Genomic DNA, 22190 nt, shown 5'->3' on the forward strand with positions numbered 1-22190 from the left:
CCTCTCCAACAGACGAAGTGAAGTTTGGCGTGTCGGATTCGGCCGACTGGGCCGATTTCGCACACCAAACTTGAGAATCAATCGATTTACACGAGCACGGCTCGAAAGCCTCACACACCAAACTCGAAATGCGGCTGAAATGTCGGTTATAGGTCGGTCTCCGACCGACTGTCAGCGGGCGATTTTGGGCTGCAGACCGGCGGAACGGGCCACGGCGTCAGACTGGCCGCAGACCGCCAGCCAATTGGCCAGCAGGCGGTAGCCGTCCTGCGTCATCACGGATTCAGGATGGAACTGCACCGCGTACATCGGCAGATCACGATGCTTGATGCCCTGGATGATGTGGTCGCCCTGCGTCCACGCGGTCACCACCAGCTCGTCGGGCACACTGCTCGGCTCCACTGCCAGCGAATGGTAGCGGGTCGCGGTCATCGGATTGGCCACGCCCTCGAAAATCTCATCGTCGATATGTTCCACCGGGCTCGTTTTACCGTGCATGATGGTGGGCGCGTGCCCCACCGTGCAGCCGTACACCTCGGCCAGCGCCTGCAATCCCAGGCACACGCCGAACATGGGCTTGCGGGTGGCCGCACACAGGCGGATCATGTCTTCGCTGGCGCCGGATTCGGCGGGCGCGCCCGGACCGGGGGAGATCAGCACGCCGTCATAGGCGTCGAGCAGGCCCGGCTGCGCGGGGTCGATGGCGTCGTTGCGCACCACATCCACCGTGGCGCCCAAGGTTTTGAGATAGCCGACGATGGTGTAGACGAAGGAATCGTAGTTGTCCACCACGAGGATGCGGGCCGAATCAGTCATAATCGCTCCTTGAAAACCGTACTGCCCACTATCCTAAGCCCACTCGTCGCCGCCCGCCCGAATGCGCCGCATGCCGGATGGCCGCGCGCAGCCGACTAGTCGACGGCGGTGAAGTTCGACATCTCCTGCAACACGGGAATGTTGGCGGCGGCCCACGGGAATCCCCATTGGAACAGAGCCGCGGCGGCCGCGAAGATCAGCAGCGCCAGCATGATGAGGCGGATCAGCAGCACGCCCGGCTGCACGCGCAGCAGCCAGCCGTAGATACTGGCGTCGGGGCGGCGGCGTTCGCCGGAGCGGATCTGCCGCAGCACCGGCCAGCGCCAGGCGACGGCGGCGGCGATGAACAGCACGGCCCAGGCCACCAGTGCGCCGATAATAAGCGGCTGGAGCGAGTCGATTTGCGACGCCACCGACTCCGTGCGCGTGCTGGTGAACTTCACCGCACCCTGCTCGTCCGTGGCGGCGAGTTCGGCAGGCACGCCGTCGGAGACGTTGGCCCAGTAGTCCAGCTCGCCGTACACGATCCACCGGTGGGTGGGCGTGGTGTATTTCGGCTCGCAGGTCGTCAGCGTAATCATGCGTTTGGTGGGCTCCGCGCTGGGATTCTCCGGGTTCGGCGAGATCACGTACACATCCGTGGGCAGCACGATTTCGTAAGACGTATAGGTGTAGACGTACCAGTAATCCTCGGTGCGGATGATGATTTTGTCGCCCACTTCGAGCTTGTCCACGTCGCCCAGCGGCTGCCCATAGCCGTTGCGATGGCCCGCGATGGCGAAGTTGCCCACCTGCCCGGGCATCTGCGAAGTGGTGTAGTGGCCAAGCCCGTGCATATTGAGCTGTTCGAGACTGGTCCCCTCCACCAGATTGCGCTGCCAGCTGCTGCCGAAGCGCGGAATGTACACCTGGGCGATGAGCTCGCCTTCCTCGGCGCTGGTCGGCTGCAGGGGCGGGTCGCCCTCCTGCGCCTGCGCGATGGTCACGTCCTCTCCGTCCTCGCCCGGGTCGCTCCACGAGACCGATTCCAGCGTCTGGTTCTGTTCGCGTTCGGATTGAACGCCCGTCCACCACATCTGCCAGGCGAGATACAGCGCGCAGACCACCGCCATGGTGATGAGCAGTTCCGCGGCGATGCCGAGAATCTGCCAGCCGATTCCCCTTCTCTGCGCTCCCCGCACGGGGACTTTCCTATGGGAGGAGTGTTTCATTCGTTTATTCCTCGTCTTCGTCTGTTTTCACTGTGGCATACTTTAGCGGCTGCAGCAGGGCCGCGGATTCGGGGAATTGCAGATTGTCCTCATCCTTCACGTCGTAGCCGATGCCGAACGCGCTCACGTATTCCTGCAGAATGCTGATGGCTTTGGATTCCTCCAAGGCCTCGCGCAGCTGTTCGGGATCGCCGATCGCGGAGATGGTGAACGGCGGGGAGTACTTTTTGCCGTGCAGCGAGAGCACGTTGCCCGAACAGAGCACGGCGGAGTTGAACAGCACGCGTTGGTCCATGATCATCATCGCGGTGGCGCCACCCGCCCACAGCGCGTTCACCACGGATTCCACATCCTGCTGGTGGATCACGTAGTCGTTGATGTTGTCGGCCGAACCGGAGTTGTTGACCACGTTCTCCCACAGCGGGGAATCGTTGAGGGTGACGGTCACGCCTTCGCCCTCGACGGCGGGGAGCACCAGGCTGGAGTCCTCGCCGCTTGTCTCGTCGCCATCGGAGGTTTCGTCGCCGTCGTCTGCGTTCGAGCCGATCACTTCGGTGAGTGTGTTGATTTGGGTGCTCAGGTCGGTGATGTCTTCCTGCAGTTGGTTGACTTCATCGACGCCCTGCTCCACCAGGTCGGCCGTATTGGAGGTGACGACCGAGGTGCGGTTGACGCGCACATTCGTCATCAGCAGGTATCCGCTCAACGCCACGACGACGAAAACCGCAACGCCCGCCACCCAGGAGCGCTTCGCGCTGTGCCTGCCGGTATGCTTTGCCATGAATTCCCCGCTTATTGTGAGCATTGTTCGCTAGTTTCGAGTGTAGCCACTATTATGACTTTTAGCCTATTGAATGGAGACTATGCTGATGGCTGACCAAGAGCTGCACGAAACCGACTCGAACGCCCAGAAGGATTGGCAGAGCGAGGCCGTTGAGACGGCTGAGACCGACGCCCAGGCCGACGCCCAAACTGAGGTGACCGCCGACGAGACCGAGACCGCCGAAACCGAGACCGAGACCGCCGACGCGGTCGAGGCTGAGGCCGCCGACGACAAGGCCGATGACAAGGCGGAGGATTCCTCCGAGATCGATCTGGAGGAGCTCGGCATCGATATGGAGCAGGTGCAGGCGGTGCTCAACGCCACCGCCGACAAGGCGACGCTGACCCCGCAGATGCGTCGCATGATGACCCGTCAGGCGGAGAACACCAAGCGCGTGGAGGAGTCCATCAAGGGTACCAAGTCGAATCCGCGCTGGTTCGTGCCGCTGTTCTGCGCGCTGATGATCATCGGTCTGATCTGGGCCGTGGTCTACTACCTGTCGCCGTCCGGCTCCTGGCCGATTCCGAATATCGGCGCTTGGAACCTGGCCATCGCGTTCGCGATCATCATGGTCGGATTCCTGATGACCATGTGGTGGCGCTGACCGCGAACCCAACGAGACTTTTACGGCGAAGGGGCCGGTCCGCACAGGGCCGGTCCCTTCGCCGTTATCCGATGTCCGCGCCGTCTCGTTGGGGTTGAGCTCACAGAGGGTCAAAACCTCCGCGACGCTCCCCATTCACTTCAGTTAGGAATATTTACATAAATCACTAATTAACGGGGTGATGTTTTCAGACATCTGATGTCATGGCAATCGGTCGACCTCCATTTGCTCAGAAAATAAAGCTTCAGCGACACCATCCCTTACAGACAGATGTCCAAAATCCACCCTCATATATTTGTTAAGTTCCTTACTTTTGTGATACACTGAAACGACCGCTCGCAACGATGCCATACCCCCGCACGCCCGTCATTAAGGAGGTTTCCATGAACGCACCCCGCGCTGCTTCCAAGGCCGACCCCTCTGACATCCGCGTCATCAACCGCCTGCTCATGTTCGACCTGCTGTTCCCGCAGAACCGCATGTCCCGTGCCGAACTCGGCCGCCAGACCGGCCTGTCGCGCGTGGCGGCGTCCGAAGCCGCATCCGACATGCTCGACAAAGCCATTCTGCGCGAAAGCGGCACCGACGAACGCGAAGGGCGAGGCAAACGCGGACGCCTGCTCACCATCGATCCAGACGTATGGCGTATCGTCTCCATCGACCTTTCCCAGCCTTACGTCATGCGCGGCGCGCTGGTCAATCTGCAGGGCCGAGTCGTGCACCGCATGGAACTCCCGCTGGAAGCCGCCAACACCGTCAGCCTTGACGACGTCATCGACACCATCCGCGAACTCATCGACCGAGCCGACGACCACGTGCTCGGCATCGGCATCTCCATCCCCGGCGTCGTGACCACCGAAGGCCGCGTCATGCTGTCCGCCAACCTCGGTTGGGAAAACCTCGAACTCCGCGACCTCGTCGAGGGCGAATTCGGCGTGCACACGCGCGTGTGCAACGACGCCAACACCGCGCTGCTCGCCGAACGATTCCTTGGCGACGGCGGCCCCGACACACTCTTCATCCAAATCACCAGCGGCATCGGCGCCGCCGTGCTGGTCGACGACAAACTCGTGTACGGCATCGGCCACGCGGCCGGCGAAATCGGCCACGTCGTCGTCGATCCGGACGGACCCGAATGCCCCTGCGGCAAGCGCGGCTGCCTGGAGACACTGATCTCAGCGCCCGTGCTCCACGCCCAACTCCTCAACCATCCAGACCAGCGTCAGGAAATCCTCACCCTCGCGGGCGAGCGGCTCGGCACCGCGCTCTCCATGCCGACGAGCCTGCTCGACCTATCCGACGTGGCCATCTACGGCCCCGCGGACATCGTCGGCGAAACCTTCCTCACCGCGGCCGAACAAACCGTCAACCGTCTCACCTCATCCCAATTCCACACCCCCACACGCGTCCGCCGATGCGAGCAGGGCGACGATATCGTGCTGTTGGGGCAGGCGGTCGCAGTGATGCAAGCGCGCGTGGGCCGATTGTGACCCGCCGCGTGACCACCGAAACACACGTGCCACACCCTGCGACGACGCGGTGACACGGCTCGTCAGAAAGGATCAATGATGACTTCACCTCTGCTGCTCGGCATCGATATAGGAGGCACCAAAATTATGGTGTGCCTATACGATTCCGACTTGGCGCTGCTCGCCTCCACCAGCGCGCCGACCCCCGCCAGCGAGGGTGGCGACGCGATGATCGCCGCGGCTTGCTCGATGGCCGACGTTCTGCTCGCCGATTTGGGTAGTGAACACGGCGACACCCTCACCGAGGCCGGCAAGGCGTGGGCCGCGGCCTGCGGCGGAAACGCGCCGACCATCGCCGCAATCGGCGTGGGCGCCGCGGGATTGATCGATTCGGAGCATGGCGTCGTGACCGCGGCATCCGACTCCTTCCAAGGCTGGGCGGGATACAACGCCCGCGCCGCGCTGCAGCGTTGGCGCGACGTACCGGTGGCGATGGAGAACGACGTGAACGCCTTCCTCATCGCGCAAATGGCCAACCGCCCGCAAGACGAACAGCGGCGCAGCGTGCTGGGGCTGATGCTCGGCACCGGCGTCGGCGGCGCGCTGTGGCTCAACGGCGGCATCTTCCGCGGAACAGGCTACTCCGCCGGTGAAATCGGCCATATTCCGGGCTTTGCCGACGTGCCCTGCACCTGCGGAGCACGCGGACACCTGGAGGCGCTGGCCGGCGGACGCGGCATCGCACGCCTGTGGCATGAAGCCACCGGCGGTAATGAGGACACCCGCACGGTCGGCGATCTGGCCCGCGCCGGCGACGAACGCGCGCAGGCGTTGTGGGACCAGGCCGGCGACAGCGTGGCCAAGGCCGTGGCCATCTGCCAGTCCCTGCTCGACATCGACGAAGTGGTGATCGGCGGCAGCGTGGCCAAGTCGTGGGATCTGCTGGAACCCGCGATCCGCCGCGGCATCGCCGCCTACCCCGTGCCCATCGCGCGCGAAGTGGCGATCACCCACGCCGACGACGGTGACGACACCGTTGCCCGAGGCGCCGCCGCCTCCGCAAGACTTCTGCTGTAGGACGTTTCGACGCTGCAATTTGGCCCTCCGCGCTGTGGTTCCTTACAGTGCGGAGGGCCAAATTGATTCAACGACGTTGTGTTTACGAGTTTGGCCCCGACGGCGTCACAGACCCATAGACCCCATCACGAGTTGGCACTTGGACCTCCAGTTGGCTCCCCGATGATGAGCGTTTGAGCGAGACAGGCGCAAAACGACGAATGACGGTAGCGCTCAGAACACCCTTATAGGGAGTTATCCACCGAATATGTGGGTGAGTTATCCACTTACACACATGGTGTGGAAAGTGTTATCCACAGTTATGCACTGTTGAAAAAGTTATCCACATAGAGTTATCCACAGTCAGTTTTTGGCGTTATTCCAACGATTTATTATCCACATTGGCACGGTGGATAAGTTGTGTACAACTCACCTGTGGGGATAACTGTGGATAACTTACGTGGTTTATCCACATTGTTTTCCACATGATGTGGAAAACTACACGCGTGTAATTCACCATGTGCACATCTCCCGTACGGGTCACGCCACAAGCCGCAAAAAGAAAACCCGTCGACGGAAAATCCTTTTTGGATTCCTCCGTCGACGGGCAACCTTAAGTACACAGACACCCGAAGCGAACAGCCGCCCCGGCAAGGCACGGCAACATCGCCCGACTCAGGCGGCAGCGGCACCGCCACCTCCCAGCGCGGCAGCAGTATCGCCTATAGGACTACAGATACGGCGTGCAGACCACGACCACAATCAGCAACAGCACCACCATCGCCGTGCCATATATCCACATGCGCTGGGTGAACGAACGGCGGCGCAGCGCGGGCAGACCGCCCACCAGCAGCCAGGTGAGCGCGCCGCCCACCACGAATCCGCCCACATGAGCCTGCCAAGCGATATTGCCGACCACCAGCGGCATCAGGAAGTTGATGCCCATCCAAATCAGCATCGACCGAATATCCACACCGATGCGGCGATACACCACCAACAGCGCAGCGAACAGGCCGAATAGCGCGCCGGACGCACCGTAGGCCGCGGTGAACCAGTCGCCGGTCAGCCGCGCCCACACAAGCAGGCCGACGCTGCCGCCGAAACCGGAGATCAGGTACAGCGCGAGGTAGCGCCAGTGGCCCATCATGCGTTCCAGAATCGGCCCTACGGACCACAGGGCCAGCATGTTGAACAGAATATGCAGCATGCTGGGCGCATGCAGGAACATCGAGGTGAGCCAGGTCCACGGGCGAATCACCATCGTGGCGGGCATCACCATGCCGGCGGAGACCAGCGCGGAGAAGACCTGCGGCATGAGCAGCCGCGTCAGCACCTCCACCAGCCACACCACCACGCAGATGGCGATGATCGCCCACGTGATCACGGGCCCGCCGTTCTTCCATTCGTAGGCGATGGCCTTCTTGTTCAGGCTGGGCGCGGGGGACTGGGGGAACATGCTGAAACGTGTCATGAGCTCCATAGTATCGGCAGCGCTGCCGCTTTCGCCGCGGGCGTTGAGGTAGCGGCGGTGGGCGAATTGGGACAATCGACCCGAATTCGCAAAGCCGACACGACGGGCGGATTCCTTACGACAATCTCACCCAATCAACACAACAGCGGGATTAAGATGGAGAGCAGGGTCGGCCTGAATGGGCAGACTGGCCAACATCCTCAGGGAAAGGAGCCGTCATGGAGAATAAGTCTTCTAACGGTTGGAAGTTCTTCGCGCTGCTGTTCGGCGCGCTGCTCGCCGCTGCCGTGGGTCTGTACATCTACAAGCAGCAGAATCCGGATTACGATCCGTGGGAGGAGCCGTGGGAGAACAGCTCCTCGCCGGTCGATCTGGGCCTGAGCAAGGCCGAAGACGAGGTTGACGAGGCCGACGAAATCGCCGAGCCGGAAGTCGCCTGACCTTCTTAATTCCGTTAGGCAGGGTCCTCTCCGCACGATGTGCGGAGAGGACCCTGTTTGTTTAGGTGTCCGAAACATCTGAATATGGGCCAATGGCGAGTTTGGTGTGTCGGAATTGCCCGACGAGGCCGATTTCGCACACCAAACTTAAGAATCAATCGTTTTACATGGGCAAGGCTCAACAACCCGACACACCAAACTCTCCATGACCTCTTTGGAGAGGGTTTTGCACCGCCTTGGGCGGAGGTGTCTTTCCTTCCATACGGGATAACGAAAAGGGCTCCGTCAGAAGACGGAGCCCTTGGAAATCGTCAGGCGCGTCGACAGTCGCGAGGCAGCAATACTGCCCGCGAACCGTCAGGCGAGCGGACCGGTTTCCCAGATGCGCTCGAGGTAATCCTCAATCGAGCGATCCGAGCTGAAGTAGCCGGAGTTGGCGACGTTGAGGATGGCCTGGCGGTGCCATTCGAGCGGCTGTGCGTACAGGGCTTCGATATCGGCCTGGATCTCGGTGTAGGCGTGGAAGTCCGCCAGGGTCATGAACCAGTCCTTGGTCAGCCAGTCGGCAACCAGCGGCGCGAAGGTGTTGCGGTCGCCGTTGGAGAAGGCACCGCCGGAGATCATGTCGATGGCCTGCTTGAGGCGCGGATCGGCCTCGTAGAAGGCGGCGGGGCTGTAGCCGGAGGCGTAGAGGGCGTCCACCTCGTCGACCGTCATGCCGAAGAGGAAGAAGTTCTCAGCGCCGACGCGTTCGCGGATCTCCACGTTCGCGCCGTCGAGCGTGCCGACGGTGAGCGCGCCGTTGAGGGCGAACTTCATGTTGCCGGTGCCCGAGGCCTCCTTGCCGGCCTGCGAGATCTGCTCATCGAGGTCGGTGGCGGGGATCAGGTGCTGGGCGAGGCGCACGTTGTAGTTCCACGGGAAGTACACGTTCAGCTTGCCCTTGACGTCCGGATCGTTGTTGACCACGCGCGCCACGTTGTTGATGAGCTGGATGGTCATCTTGGCCAGATAGTAGCCCGGGGCGGCCTTCGCGCCGAAGACCACGGTGCGCGGCATCACCTCGTCGGCGGACATGTTGCCGTTCTTGATGTCCGCATAGCGCGCGATCAGGGCGAGGATCTTCAGAGCCTGGCGCTTGTACTCGTGCAGACGCTTGACCATGGTGTTGATCATGGTGTTCGGGTCGATGTCGAAACCGTACTCGCGCTTGGCGTAGTTGGAGAAGTCGACCTTGTTGGCCTGCTTGACGGCGGCGAACTTCTTGACGAACTCTTCGTCGTCGGCCAGCGGAGCCAGTCCCTTGAGCAGCTCAAGGTCGCTCAGCCACTTGTCGGTGCCGAGGCCCTCGGTGATCAGGTCGGACAGGCGCGGGTTGGCGAGCTTGATGAAGCGACGCGGGGTCACGCCGTTGGTCACGTTGGTGAACTTGTCCGGGTAGACGTCGGAGAAGTTCTTCAGCGTGACGTCCTTGAGCAGCTGCGAGTGCAGCTCGGCCACGCCGTTGACGTGCGAGCCGCCGTACGTGGCGAGGTAGGCCATGCGCACGGAGTCGCCGGTGTAGATCTCCATCTCCTTGATGGTGTCGGCGTCCACATGCTTGGAGGTGAGTTCGGCCGTGAACTGCTCGCTGATCTTCTTGATGATCTCGAGATGACGCGGCAGCAGCTCGCCGATCAGGCTGGCGGGCCAGACTTCCAGCGCCTCGGGCAGCAGCGTGTGGCAGGTGTAGTTGAACGTGCGGGTGGTGATGTCCCAGGCGGTATCCCAGTCGTAGCCGTACTCGTCGATCAGCACGCGCATCAGCTCGGGGATGCCGATCACCGGATGGGTGTCGTTGAGCTGGAAGCAGATCTTGCTCGGGAAGGTGGTCAGGTCGGGGTTCTCCTGGCCGGGGTAGAACACGCGGATCGCGTCGTGGATGGACGCGGCCACGAAGAAGTACTGCTGCTCGAGACGCAGCGCCTTGCCCTGCGGGGTGGAATCCTCCGGGTAGAGGATCTTGGAGATGTTCTCGGCGGCGACCTGCGGGCGGACGGCGTCGAGGTACTCGCTGCGGTTGAAGGTGAGCAGATCGAACTCATCGTAGGACTTCGCGCTCCACAGACGCAGCGTGTTCACGCGGCCCGAAGCATAGCCCGGCACCATGTAATCGACCGGCACGGCGCGCACGGACCAGGCCGGCTTCCACACCTTCTTGCCGCCCTCTTCGACGACCTCGCCACCGAAGGAGACCTTCTGCGAGCGGTTGTAGTCGATGTGGCCCCACGGCTCCTCGTTGGTCAGCCAGTAGTCGGGCTTTTCGATCTGCTTGCCGTCCTTATCGAAGGCCTGCTCGAAGATGCCGTACTTGTACTGGATGCCGTAGCCGAACGCGGGCACGCCCAGCGAGGCGAGCGAGTCGATGAAGCAGGCGGCGAGACGGCCGAGGCCGCCGTTGCCCAGACCCGGCTCATGCTCGGCGTCAATCACGTCTTGATAGTTGAATCCCAGCGCTTCGACGGCGGTGTCGAACTGCTCAGTGAGACCCGCGTTGAGCAGGGCGTTGCGCAGCTGCTTGCCCATCAGGAACTCGGCGGACAGGTAGCCGACGGCCTTGGTGTTGCCGTTGACCATATCGGCCTGGGTCTGCATCCACGAATCCATCAGATGACGGCGCACAGCCTGCGAGGCCGCGACGTACACATCGGCCGGGGTGGCCTGCTCGACGGTGACGCCCTGACCATACTTGAGCTGTTCGCGAATCTCATCGGCGAACTGCTCCGCCGACACGGGAGATTTCGGTGCGGTGATTTCGGTCATATTCTGACTTTCCTTCCGGTTCGTCCGGTGTGTTTCCCCGTCAATAGTATGACGAGGGATGGTTTCATGCATCCACGCCGGCGTGAACTTTCGTGTTTTGGCTGTATACATTCGTTTTGCTGTATGCATACGTTGTCAACAGTGGTCTATTGTAGTCGGTAATCGGCGGGTGTAAATCCCGCGTTTTCAGGCGATACGGGCGTGCACTCGTTACCATCCGGTTTTGTGCAGCGATGTTGGCGCTCACAATGGCGATAACACGCGACTTCAGACACCTCTTAATGGGGCCTAAGCGCTCCGACCGCAGTCTCACAACGCAACACGCAGACAGTCCACAACTTGGACACACCTCAGCAACGCTCCACATCATTCCGCACAAACCCGCCCGTCATCCTGAGCGAACCCACCCGTCATCCTGAGCGGAGTCGAAGGATCCCACGGCCTTTGGCATCAAGTGGCGAGATCCTTCGACTGCGCGCTGCGCGCTCCGCTCAGGATGACGGCAGAAAACAGCCCCACACGGGTGACCTCAGAAGGGTGGTCGGGCCTCAAGCGACAATGGGAGCATGGCAGTGATACGCGAACAGGACCTCGGCAAAGGACGCGACGCATGGCGCGCATGGCGCGAGGCGGCCGAATCGGAGATTGGCGAGATATCCAGCGAAGAGAATCAGACCGCACGGCTGGATGTGGCACCGATATTGCCGCGGCCGGTCATGGCGATGGCGGTGCGCTACACCTTGCATCTGCTGGAGCGCAGAGCGCCCGGCCCCGGCGTGGAAGTGCGCGTGGCCCCGTGGGGCGCGATCAAAATCCTGGACGGCCCGGCCTCCGACCCACACAACCTCACCCCGCCGGACGTCATCGAACTGGATCCCGACGTATGGCTGCGCCTGGCCGCTGGCATCACCGGTTGGGATGAGGAAAAGCAGGCCGGCCGCATCAGCGCCGTCGGCGAGCGCGACGACCTCAGCGACCTGCTCCCCCTATAGACGCCTATAGATGCGAGTAGGGCGCGGAAACGGGATGCGCGGGACTACTTCTTGGGCTTGAGAGCGCTGGGAACGGGCATCGGAATCGGGCGCGGCTTCGGCGCGACCTTCGCCACCGCGGGCATCTCACCGCTGTTCGCCTTGGCGGCGGCCTCAGCGGCCTCGGCGGCCCACTTGGCGTATTCGTCCAAATCGTCCCCGACGGAAACCGGCGCCTCAGGAGCGGATTCGACCGGATCGGCAACGGCGACGTCAGCGGGCGCATCGGCCACAACGTCGGCGTACGGATCAGCGACGTCGGCGACGTCGGCATATTGGTCTTCGATATCGGCGAACGGATCGGTGGAACCGGTGCCCGGCTCCTGTTCGCTCAGCTCCTTGGCAAGCTCGTCGTAATCAGTGTCGGTAGTCAGATACTTGAGCTTACGAGCAATTTTCTGTTGCTTGGCTTTCTGACGTCCGCGGCCCATCTGACCCCCTGCGAGTAATGCTTGCTATCAATTCATCACATAGAAGCGTACCACTTGTTATGTTCCGATCGCTTGTCGGCTCACATATTTACTCTTAAAAGCGTATTTTGCACGGTTTTGACACATTTTCGGCGACGAAGGAAGAACTATGACGGACGAGACGGACGAGACCCAGGGCACCCAGCTGACCGCCGCGGGCAACGAGATGAGCGCCAGCTTCCTGGCGGCGAAGAAGCGGTCCGACGCCACGCTGGTCAAGCTGGAGGCCGAACCCGGCAAATTCACCATGCTCACCGGCGACCGCCCGACCGGACGCCTGCACCTCGGCCACTATTTCGGCTCCATCCAGCAGCGCGTGGCCATGCAGAACAAAGGTGTGCACTCCAACATCATCATCGCGGACTATCAGGTGATCACCGACCGCGACACCACCGAACACATCCAAGACAACGTGCTCAACCTTGTGCTCGACTACATGGCCGCCGGGATCGACCCCAAGCAGACCATGATCTACGCGCATTCCGCCGTGCCGGCCGAGAATCAGCTCATGCTGCCGTTCCTCTCGCTGGTCACCGAGGCCGAACTGCACCGCAACCCCACCGTGAAGGCCGAAATGGAGGCCTCCGGACACGCGCTGACCGGCCTGCTGCTCACCTACCCGGTGCATCAGGCGTGCGACATCCTCTTCTGCAAGGCGAACGTCGTGCCGATCGGCAAAGACAACCTGCCGCATATCGAGATCACGCGCACCATCGCCCGCCGCTTCAACGAGCGGTACGCGAAGAAGAACCCCGTGTTCCCCGAGCCGGCGGCGATTCTGTCCGAAGCGCCGGAAATCCCCGGACTGGACGGACGCAAGATGAGCAAGTCGTACGGCAACTCGATCATGCTGGGCGCGACCGCGGAGGAAACCGCCAAGCTCATCAAGAAGAGCCCCACCGACTCCGAGCGCACCATCACCTTCGACCCCACCAACCGCCCGCAGGTCTCCGCCCTGCTCACCACGGCGGGACTGGTCACCGGCCGCGACCCCAAGGAGATCGCCGACGAAATCGGCGCGTCCGGCGCCGGCGCGCTTAAGGCGTACGTGACCGAGTCGGTGAACGAGTTCCTCGCGCCGCATCGCGAGCGCCGCGCCGAACTCGCCAAGGACATGGATTATGTGCGCGACGTGCTCGCGGACGGCAACAAGCGCGCCAACGAGGTGGCCGAAGCCACGCTCGACGAGGTGCGCGAGGCCATGGGCATGAAGTACTGAGCCCGGCCGTCACATCATCGGCATTACCGCGAAGGCCGCTTCGGACATCCCGGAGCGGCCTTCGCATATCATCACGCCGTGCCTATCATGGCAGTATGAGTGCGATGATTCTGCGGGAATGTCGGATTCCCGGCTGCGACGATGTGGTGGACGTGACGGTTAAAGGCGGCGTGGTCACGGCGATCACACCGTATGCCACAGGTGAGTCGTTTACACCGCGCACCGGAACCTCCGGCGGAGCGTACGCGACCGATACCGCCGAACGCACTAGCGCCACCGGCCCAATCGACCCAACCACCAAAACTGCCTCAGCCGGCGGAGACTCCGCGCAAATCGTCGACGCCGACGGACGTTGGATCATCCCCGGCCTATGGGATTGTCACACGCATTTCACCCAGTGGGCGAAAACCCTGGGGCGACTGGGCTTGATCGCGGCCCGTAATGCGGCCGAGGCGATGACGCTGCTGCGCGCGCATCTGGACGAGCGGCGCGCGGCCGGTACGTTGGATCCGTCGCGATTCGTGGTGGGTATGCGTTTCCGCCACTCCCTGTGGGCCGATGACGAACAGCCGACCTTAGCCGCGATCGACGAAACCGCCGGCGAACAGCCCGTGGCATTGTCCAGCGCCGACATGCACTGTGGGTGGGTGAATTCCGCCGCCGCGCGTCTGCTCGGCGTGCATCCCGACCCGACAACCGGACTGGTGGGCGAGCTGGAATGGTTCGACGCCTACTGCAAGTTCGATTCCGCGCCGGGCGCGGCGGAGGAGACCGACCGCTTGCTGCGCGAGGCGCAGGCCGATGCCGCGCGCAAAGGCGTGGTGGGCATCCGCGATTATGAGATGGCGGAGAACATCGACAGCTGGATCGCGCGGTTCGCCGCCGGCATCGATGGTTTGCGCGTGGACGCCGGCGTGTATCCGGAGCGCTTGCAGGCCGCTATCGACGCGGGTTGGCATACCGGCGACGAGCTTCCCGGCAGCCACGGGCTGGGCCATGTGGGCGCGATGAAGATGATCTCCGACGGTTCGCTCAACACGCGATCCGCCTACTGCTCCACGCCGTATTCCGGCATCACGCCACCCACGTATGGCGTGCTGAGCTACACGCCGGAGCAGATCGAGGATTACATGCGTTTGGCCACCGAGCATGGCTTCGCCATCGCATGCCATGCCATCGGCGACGCGGCGAACACCATCGTGTTGGACGCAGCGGAGCGTACGCACGCCTTCGGCTCCATCGAACACGCGCAAATGCTCAAACCCACGGATATTCCACGCTTTGCGGCATTGGGATTGGCGGCCAGCATCCAACCTCAGCATGCGGTGGACGACCGCGACGTCATCGGCCGATTCTGGGCGGCTCCGGCCGGAATCCCTTACGCGTTCCGCTCGCTTCAGGATGCCGGCGCCACGCTGCGCATGGGTTCCGACGCCCCGGTGGCGCCGCTTGACCCTTGGCTGGCGATCTGTGCCGCAGTATTCGGCACGGAAACCTCCGCGCGAGACGCTTTCCAACCCGAGCAATGCTTGGACGCGCGCACAGCGCTGGCGGCCAGCACCGCGGTCGGCCGCGACCGGCTACGCCCGGGCGATCCTGCCGATCTGGTGCTGCTGGACTGCGATCCGTACACGATGGACTCCCCCGAGGCCATGCGGGCCATGCCCTCGCGCATCACCGCCACCATGCTCGCCGGCCGCTGGACCTATCAGTCCCGCTAACGCTGATGCTGACGCTGACGCCTAGCGCCTAGCGTTCGAGCACCGCGGAGCCGTCCATGGTTTCGGAGGAGATCACGTCGCCGGCGACCATCTCGTTGGGCAGACGGTCCATGTAGTGGTCGAATTCGTCGAGCACTTCGGCGTCGGGCGCGCGCGTCAGCAGCGAAGCCACCACGATGGCCAGCAGTGACATGAGGAATGCGGGCAGCAGCTCGTAGATCGCGAACACGCCACCCAACGGTTTCACCAGCGTATGCCAAATGAACACGGTGGCCGCGCCGACCAGCATGCCGGCGATCGCACCGGCTTTGTTGGCACGCCGCCAGTACAGCGAGCACAGCATCAGAGGCCCGAACGAGGCGCCCAGTCCAGCCCACGCGTAGGAGACGACTTGGAAAATCGAGGAGTTCTGGTCCGCCGCGGCGACGATGCCGAACAGCAGCATGACAAGCAGCGTGCACCGCGCCGCGATCATCACCTGCCGGTCGGAAGCCTTCTTGAACAGCACGCCGCGGAAGATGTTCTCCGCGAACGCGGACGCGCCGATGATCATGTACGACGAGGACGAGCTCATCGAGGCGGCGAAAATGCCGGAAACCACCACGCCGCACATGAAGCTCGGCAGCAGGGTCTGCGCGATGACGATGAACACGCTTTCCGCGGCGGCCTGCGTGGCGAATTCCGTGGGCATCATCGCTCGACCGACTAGGCCGATGCAGATGCCACAGGTCAGCGAGAGCACGCACCAGGTGGTGGCGATCACACGCGATTGCTTCACTTCGTCGGCGCTGCGGATGGAGAGGAAGCGCACGAGTACCTGCGGCATGCCGAAGTAGCCCAGTCCCCACGCCAGCATGGAGATGATGGTGATGACGCCGTAGTCAGCCGGCTCGCCGAACAGCGCGCGTCCGGCTTCGATCAGCTGTTCGCCGGTGACCGGGTCGAGTTGCGGGGAGGCCACTTGGGTGCCGGAGAGGAAGCCGGGGATGGATTGCAGGAAGGCGACGGTTTCGCCCACACCGCCGACGGAGACGACCGAGCCGACGAATACGACGGCGAGTGCGAAGAACATCAGCACGCCCTGCACGAAGTCGGTGACGACGACGGAGAGATAGCCGCCGATGATGGTGTAGGCGAACACCACCAGCGCGCCGGCGATCATCATCAGCCGGTAGTCGAGGCCGAAGAGGGTGGCGAAGAGTTTGCCGACGGTCACGAAGCAGCTGCCCACGTAGACGCAGAAGAACACGAGGATGATCAGCGCGGCGATGGTGGAGATGATGTTGCGCCGGTCGTGGAATCGTTTGGAGAAGAAGTCGGGGATGGTGATGGCGTCGCCAGCGACGACCGAATAGCGGCGCAGTCGTTTGGCGACGATTTTCCAGTTGAGGTAGGTGCCGATGGCGAGTCCGATGGCTGTCCACATCGCGTCGGCCGCGCCGGTGAAGTAGGCGACGCCGGGCAGGCCCATAAGCAGCCAGCCAGACATGTCGGAAGCTTCGGCGGAGAGCGCGGTAAGCCACGGGCCGACGCCGCGGCCGCCGGCGAAGTACTGTTTGACGGAGGAGTTGGAGCGTTTCGAGTAGACGAAACCGATGACGAGCATGGCCGCGAAGTAGATGATCATGGCCAGTGCGACCCAGAAATCGCTGGAAATCATGGACGTTCCCCCGCTCTTGCGATGTTCAGGCGTCTTGGGCGCGACGCGATACGCCGCCCCACCGATGCGCCGATAGTGTTGTAAATGATGTTGTGCCGCAAGCGAATGCTCGCGCCACAACAATGTACCGATTCGGAATTACCGTCCACCAACGCGTCTCATAACGTGGGAGCGCCAGCCCGATCGAATGTCTACAGAAACGAAAGTCGCCCCTCCCCACCCGCACATTCACCCCGCCTCCGGCAGGGGAAACGAGTTTGGTGTGTCGGATTTCCCAGACAAGGCCGATTTTGCACACCAAACTCGAGAATCAATCGTTTTACACGAGCAAGGCTCAGCAACCCCACACACCAAACTCGAAAACCCGTCACAGGAACGCCGTCGAATTGGCACGCGTGCGACTCCATTGCACACAGGGAGAGCTTTCAACGTCATCCTGAGCGGAGGCCGTAGGCCGGAGTCGAAGGATCCCCACCTTGCGAACAGCAGAGATCCTTCGACTCCGCTGCGCTCCGCTCAGGATGACGGTAATAAATCACGCTATATGTCGTAGCGCCAGGATTTGTCGGTAATCACGCGCGCCATCGCCAGTCCGATGGGCAGGCAGACAATCACCATGAAGGCGCGGAAGGCCCAGTCGAGGGCGAGCTGGGTGTCGAACTGGCCGAGGTGGAACATGGCCTGATACATGTACATGCCGGGAACCATGATCACGATGGAGGGCACGGTCAGGCAGATGCGCGGGTAGCCGAGGTGCGGGGGGAGCCAGCCGCGGCGCACGGAGCTGCGCCATGTGGAGGCGAGCAGGCCGGCCAGCAGCGCGCCGAGGAAGGCGCCACCTTCGGCCGGCACGCCCATGTCGACGATTTCCAAGCGGAAAGTGTCGGTGATCGCGCCGATGAACGCGGCGACCAGGCACATGCGTTGCGGGGAGTTGAACAGCACGGAGAATCCCCATACGCCGATGAACGCGGCGACGAACCGCAGCAGGCAGTTCACCGTGGGGTCGAGGCCGAGCGGCTCGAATCCTTCCGGGTTGAGGTGCACGATCAACGCGACACCCCAGCCTGCGAGCGTGGCCATCAGAATGATGCACAGCACGTAGCAGATGCGTTGTATGCCGGAGGGGAAGTCGATTTTGGCCATGTCGAGGCCGCCGGTGATCAGCGGAAATCCGGGGATGACGAACAGCATGGCGCCGATGTAGGCGGTGTCGTGTTCGAGGGCTACCGGGTCGACGAACCAGCCTATGGCGCGCAATACGCCGGTGCAGGCGAGCGCCGCCACGGCCACGCACACGAAGGTGACGAAGAATTGGTTGAGATGGTGGGCGAAGAGTCGGCGGCGCAGCCATTGGCCGAGTCCCGCGCCGATGAACGCGCCGACCATGTCGTAGATGCCGCCGCCGAGCAGGAACACGAAGGCCGCGCAGGCGAGCGCGGAGGCCAGTCCGGAGAACCATGGCGCGTAGAGCGGCTTGCGTCGTTCGATCAGGTCGAGTCGTTCGTGCGCCTGACGCACGGTGATGCCGCCGCCGGTCACGGCGTTGGGTGTGCCGTCTGCGCCGGCGGCTGCGTCCGTACCGGCTGCGTCGGCGGCCGGGGACGCGCTGGCCGCGTCGCCGTCGACCTGCCCGCCGTGACGTATGGTGACGTAGTCGAAATGCTCGGCGTATTCGCCTTTGGGCGGCTTGTGGCCGTGTCTGGTGGACTCGTGCGCGGCTTCGGCGGCCTCTTTGGCGAGGCGTTCCACTTGGGCGCGTTTGATGGCGCGGTCTTTTTCCACGGCGCGCATAATCGAGGCTTTGGCATCGGGGGAATCGAGGTGTTCGACGAGTTCTTCGGAGATTTCGGATTTCGCGTGGTACATGGAGCCGGTGCCGAGGTTCACGTTGAACCAATCGGCGAAATGCTCGAGCAGCCAGATGCGTTCGGTGTTGACGCCGGTGGTGGGCAGGTCCACGACTTCGGTGATGCGGTCGCGCCCGTCGGTGCAGGCGGCTTCGATGTCGGTGAGGTTCACGTCGGCGCGCACGTGCACGCCCAGCGGGTAGGCGATGCGGTGCATCATTTCGCGCACGCGGAAGCTGCCGGTGCCGGCGCTCAGGTCGAGCATGCCGACGCGCACGATCACGCTGGCTTTGGCTGCGATGCCTGCTTCGGTGACGGGTTTGTCCCAGTCGCGTTCGATATCCTCCATATCCAGGGGGATGGAGTGCGTGTGGAATTTGCGCACGGCGGAGGCGCCGGTCGCGCCCGGGTCCGCCTGATGCGCATGCTGATGATCATGCCCGTTCGTCACACTTCTAGGTGTACCGCACGCCCTGCCCGAAAGCGCGGGATTCAGGGAGTTTTCAGCGTGGGGACGCATAGTGGGTGGTGCACATTGTGGACTTCGTAACCTAAATGGCGATTGCGCGGCCTTACAATGTTCCGCACATAACAACCACGCTGAATCGAAGGCTGTGGGCTCGCAACGGGCGGCCTCAACAACCGTGGAGGAGCCACGGACGACCGCTAGACCGAGCAACCGGAGGTTTGGTAAAGGAGAGATATGTCACAATCACGAGAACAATTCGCGCTCACGGAGGCATCGCCTGAGATGGTCCGCAATGAGCAGCAACTTCCCGAAACCCTCGGCAACGATATGGAGCTGTGCCTGCGCATCCTACGCGAGGTGCTCGGCGAATACGATCCGCAACTACTCGCCACCTTCGATCAGGTGCGCGACTACGCCGTCGAGGCCAGCGCCGAACATTTCGGCGGCATGACCGACCCCCATCCGGACGAGGACGGCCTGGCCAAGGCGGTCGAAGTCATCGACAATATGAACCTGCATGACGCCCAGCTGTTGGCGCGCGCGTTCGCAACCTACTTCCATCTGGCCAACCTGAGCGAGGAGAACTACCGCGTCTCCGTGCTGCACCAGCGCGAAGCCGAGGTCAACGAGACCCAGGCGGTCGACCCGGTCAATGAGATGACCCTCGCCTACCATCAGCTGATCGGCGAGCTCGGCCCGGCGAAGGCCAAGGAACTGCTGGACAATCTGGAGTTCCATCCGGTGTTCACCGCCCATCCGACCGAAGCGCGTCGCAAGGCCGTGGAAGGCAAGATCCGCCGCGTCGCCCAGCTGCTGGAGGTGCACAAGCTGCTCGGCGGCTCCGATAAGAAGGAGAACTGCCGCCGTCTGTTCAACGAGATCGACGCGCTGTTCCGCACCTCGCCGATCGCGCTGAAGAAGCCGACCCCGGTCGAAGAGGCCGACACCATCCTCGACATCTTCGACAACACGCTGTTCAACACCATTCCGCAGGTCTACCGCCGCTTTGACGATTGGATGCTGGGCGACAAGGCCGGCCTCGTGCCGCCCACCTGTCCCGCGTTCTTCCGCCCGGGTAGCTGGATCGGCTCCGACCGCGACGGCAACCCGAACGTCACCGCCAAGGTGAGCCGCCAGGTGGCCCGCAAGTTCTCCGACCACGCGATCGCCGCGCTGGAGGAGGCCACGCGCACCGTGGGCAAGAACCTCACCATGGAGTCCGAGACCACGCCGCCCAGCCAGGAACTGAAGAACCTGTGGAGCCGCCAGCGCGAGATGAGCGAGCGTCTGACCTCGCGCGCGTCGGTGATCTCCACCAGGGAGACGCATCGCGCGGTGATGCTGGTGATGGCCGACCGCCTTCACTACACCATCGAACGCGACGCGGACCTCATGTACCACTCCTGCGACGAGTTCCTCTCCGACCTGCGCGTCGTGCAGCGTTCGCTGGCCGAGGCCAACGCGAAGCGCTCCGCCTACGGCCCGCTGCAGGACCTCATCTGGCAGGCCGAGACGTTCGGCTTCCACATGGTGGAGATGGAGTTCCGCCAGCATTCCGTGGTGCATGCGCGCGCGCTGGACGACATCCGCGAGCACGGCCTGCACGGCGAGCGCGGCGAACTGCAGCCGATGACGCATGAGGTGCTCGACACCTTCCGCGCGCTGGGCGCGATCCAGAAGCGCAACGGCATGAAGGCCGCGCGCCGCTACATCATCTCGTTCACCAAAAGCGCGCAGAACGTGCGCGACGTGTACGAGCTCAACCGTCTCGCCTTCGCGAACCCGCAGGACGTGCCGACCCTCGACGTGATTCCGCTGTTCGAGCAGCTGGAGGATCTTGAGAATTCGGTGAACGTGCTCGAGGAAATGATCAAGATCCCCGAGGTGCAGAACCGACTGAAGGTCACCGGCGGCAAGATGGAGGTCATGCTCGGCTACTCCGATTCCTCGAAGGACGCCGGCCCCACCTCCGCCACGCTGGCCCTGCATTCCGCGCAGGAGCGCATCGCCCGTTGGGCCGAATCGCACGATATCGACCTGACGCTGTTCCACGGACGCGGCGGTGCCGTGGGCCGCGGCGGCGGTCCGGCCAACCGCGCGGTGCTCGCGCAGCCGGTCGGCTCGGTCAAGTGCCGTTTCAAGCTCACCGAACAGGGCGAGGTCATTTTCGCACGCTACGGCAACCCGGTGCTGGCCGTGCGCCACGTCGAGTCGGTCGCGGCGGCCACGCTGCTGCAGTCCGCGCCGAGCGTGGAGAAGACGAACACCGAGATGACCGAGAAGTACGCGGATATGGCCGCGGCGCTCGACGAGGTTTCGCACGAGCGCTATCTCGACCTGCTGAACACCGAGGATTTCGCGCCGTGGTTCTCCACGGTCACGCCGCTGACCGAGATCGGCCTGCTGCCGATCGGCTCACGTCCGGCGAAGCGCGGCCTGGGTGCCAAGTCGCTGGATGATCTGCGTACGATTCCGTGGATTTTCGCGTGGGCTCAAGCCCGCGTGAACCTGGCCGCCTGGTACGGCCTGGGTTCGGCGTGCGAGCAGTTCGGCGACCTGGAGACGCTGCGTCAGGCGTACAAGGAGTGGCCGCTGTTCTCGACGTTCATCGACAATATCGAGATGTCGATCGCCAAGACGGACGAGCGCATCGCCAAGATGTACCTCGCGCTGGGCGACCGCGACGATCTGCGCGACAAGGTGCTGCGTGAGATGAAGCTCACCCGCCAGTGGGTGCTCAAGATCGTGGGCGACGAATGGCCGCTGCAGCACCGCCACGTGCTGGGCCAGGCGATTCGCATCCGCTCGCCGTACGTCGACGCGCTGTCCGTCACGCAGGTGCTGGCCCTGAAGTCGCTGCGCAAGAAGGTGGACAAGGAAGAGCTGAGCCAAAGCCAGCAAGCTGGCTTCATCTACCTGATCCTCTGCACCGTAAGCGGCGTCGCCGCCGGCCTGCAGAATACGGGGTGACGTTTGCGTAGGTGAATCGCGCCTGCGCGCGATTCACCTGCTGGGAAGCCCAGTGGGCTTCCCAGCCGCAAACGTAGCGGTGGGGATGCGCTCAAAGGGAGCAAAGCT

15 protein-coding genes and 1 pseudogene are annotated in these 22190 nt (G+C 63.1%); 8 read left to right on the plus strand and 8 right to left on the minus strand.

Going from position 1 to position 22190, the window contains the following annotated elements:
* Positions 1-171: 171 nt before the first annotated feature.
* The 3 genes from AC1AV0_RS04330 to AC1AV0_RS04340 all read right to left on the minus strand — a co-directional run bounded on the left by AC1AV0_RS04330 (position 172) and on the right by AC1AV0_RS04340 (position 2808).
* Positions 172-816: an anthranilate synthase component II gene (locus AC1AV0_RS04330; protein WP_476571434.1), complete on the minus strand. Its 645-nt coding sequence runs from the start codon at positions 814-816 to the stop codon at positions 172-174.
* A 95-nt stretch (positions 817-911) separates the two neighbouring features.
* Positions 912-2027 (minus strand): class E sortase, encoded by a 1116-nt coding sequence (locus tag AC1AV0_RS04335; protein ID WP_476571436.1) that lies wholly within the window; start codon positions 2025-2027, stop codon positions 912-914.
* Positions 2028-2031: 4 nt separating this feature from the next.
* The gene (locus AC1AV0_RS04340; protein WP_476571438.1) at positions 2032-2808 is read right to left on the minus strand and encodes a DUF881 domain-containing protein; all 777 of its coding nucleotides are present in this window, start codon (positions 2806-2808) and stop codon (positions 2032-2034) included.
* Between the two features lie 82 nt (positions 2809-2890).
* On the opposite strand from AC1AV0_RS04340, the gene crgA reads away from it, so the two are divergent.
* From crgA to AC1AV0_RS04355, 3 genes are all read left to right on the plus strand, one after another.
* Positions 2891-3454, plus strand: coding sequence for a cell division protein CrgA (gene crgA / locus AC1AV0_RS04345; RefSeq protein ID WP_476571439.1), 564 nt, complete (start codon positions 2891-2893; stop codon positions 3452-3454).
* A gap of 383 nt (positions 3455-3837) precedes the next feature.
* Complete coding sequence (locus tag AC1AV0_RS04350) at positions 3838-4944, plus strand: ROK family protein (RefSeq protein ID WP_476571441.1); 1107 nt, start codon at positions 3838-3840, stop codon at positions 4942-4944.
* Positions 4945-5019: 75 nt separating this feature from the next.
* Positions 5020-6000 (plus strand): ROK family protein, encoded by a 981-nt coding sequence (locus AC1AV0_RS04355; protein ID WP_476571443.1) that lies wholly within the window; start codon positions 5020-5022, stop codon positions 5998-6000.
* A gap of 709 nt (positions 6001-6709) precedes the next feature.
* On the opposite strand, the gene AC1AV0_RS04360 is transcribed toward AC1AV0_RS04355, so the two are convergent.
* Positions 6710-7450 carry a rhomboid family intramembrane serine protease gene (locus AC1AV0_RS04360; RefSeq protein ID WP_476571445.1) on the minus strand — a complete coding sequence of 247 codons (741 nt, stop codon included), beginning with the start codon at positions 7448-7450 and terminating at the stop codon, positions 6710-6712.
* A gap of 218 nt (positions 7451-7668) precedes the next feature.
* Here AC1AV0_RS04360 and AC1AV0_RS04365 point away from each other — a divergent pair, with 218 nt between their 5' ends.
* Entirely contained in the window at positions 7669-7890 is a 222-nt protein-coding gene (locus AC1AV0_RS04365; protein WP_476571447.1) for a hypothetical protein, read from the plus strand.
* Between the two features lie 357 nt (positions 7891-8247).
* Here the strand turns inward: AC1AV0_RS04365 and AC1AV0_RS04370 are convergent, their stop codons facing one another.
* Positions 8248-10692, minus strand: coding sequence for a glycogen/starch/alpha-glucan phosphorylase (locus AC1AV0_RS04370; RefSeq protein ID WP_476571449.1), 2445 nt, complete (start codon positions 10690-10692; stop codon positions 8248-8250).
* A gap of 566 nt (positions 10693-11258) precedes the next feature.
* Here AC1AV0_RS04370 and AC1AV0_RS04375 point away from each other — a divergent pair.
* The gene (locus tag AC1AV0_RS04375) at positions 11259-11684 is read left to right on the plus strand and encodes a sterol carrier family protein (RefSeq protein WP_476571451.1); all 426 of its coding nucleotides are present in this window, start codon (positions 11259-11261) and stop codon (positions 11682-11684) included.
* Positions 11685-11728: 44 nt separating this feature from the next.
* Here the strand turns inward: AC1AV0_RS04375 and AC1AV0_RS04380 are convergent, their stop codons facing one another.
* Positions 11729-12154 (minus strand): DUF3073 domain-containing protein, encoded by a 426-nt coding sequence (locus AC1AV0_RS04380; protein WP_476571453.1) that lies wholly within the window; start codon positions 12152-12154, stop codon positions 11729-11731.
* A gap of 148 nt (positions 12155-12302) precedes the next feature.
* Here AC1AV0_RS04380 and trpS point away from each other — a divergent pair, with 148 nt between their 5' ends.
* Both trpS and AC1AV0_RS04390 read left to right on the plus strand, forming a co-directional pair.
* Positions 12303-13412 carry a tryptophan--tRNA ligase gene (gene trpS, locus AC1AV0_RS04385; protein WP_476571455.1) on the plus strand — a complete coding sequence of 370 codons (1110 nt, stop codon included), beginning with the start codon at positions 12303-12305 and terminating at the stop codon, positions 13410-13412.
* Between the two features lie 95 nt (positions 13413-13507).
* Entirely contained in the window at positions 13508-15133 is a 1626-nt protein-coding gene (locus tag AC1AV0_RS04390) for an amidohydrolase (RefSeq protein ID WP_476571457.1), read from the plus strand.
* Between the two features lie 28 nt (positions 15134-15161).
* On the opposite strand, the gene AC1AV0_RS04395 is transcribed toward AC1AV0_RS04390, so the two are convergent.
* Both AC1AV0_RS04395 and AC1AV0_RS04400 read right to left on the minus strand, forming a co-directional pair.
* On the minus strand, positions 15162-16793 hold the full coding sequence (locus AC1AV0_RS04395) for a sodium/proline symporter (RefSeq protein ID WP_476571459.1): 1632 nt from the start codon (positions 16791-16793) through the stop codon (positions 15162-15164).
* A 540-nt stretch (positions 16794-17333) separates the two neighbouring features.
* On the minus strand, positions 17334-19028 hold the full coding sequence (locus AC1AV0_RS04400) for a threonine/serine exporter family protein (RefSeq protein ID WP_476571644.1): 1695 nt from the start codon (positions 19026-19028) through the stop codon (positions 17334-17336).
* Positions 19029-19406: 378 nt separating this feature from the next.
* Between AC1AV0_RS04400 and AC1AV0_RS04405 the strand changes: the two are divergent.
* A pseudogene (locus AC1AV0_RS04405) lies at positions 19407-22082 on the plus strand (phosphoenolpyruvate carboxylase); the annotation flags it as partial.
* Positions 22083-22190: the final 108 nt, after the last annotated feature.

The sequence above is a fragment of the Bifidobacterium sp. LH_558 genome (genome assembly GCF_056356295.1).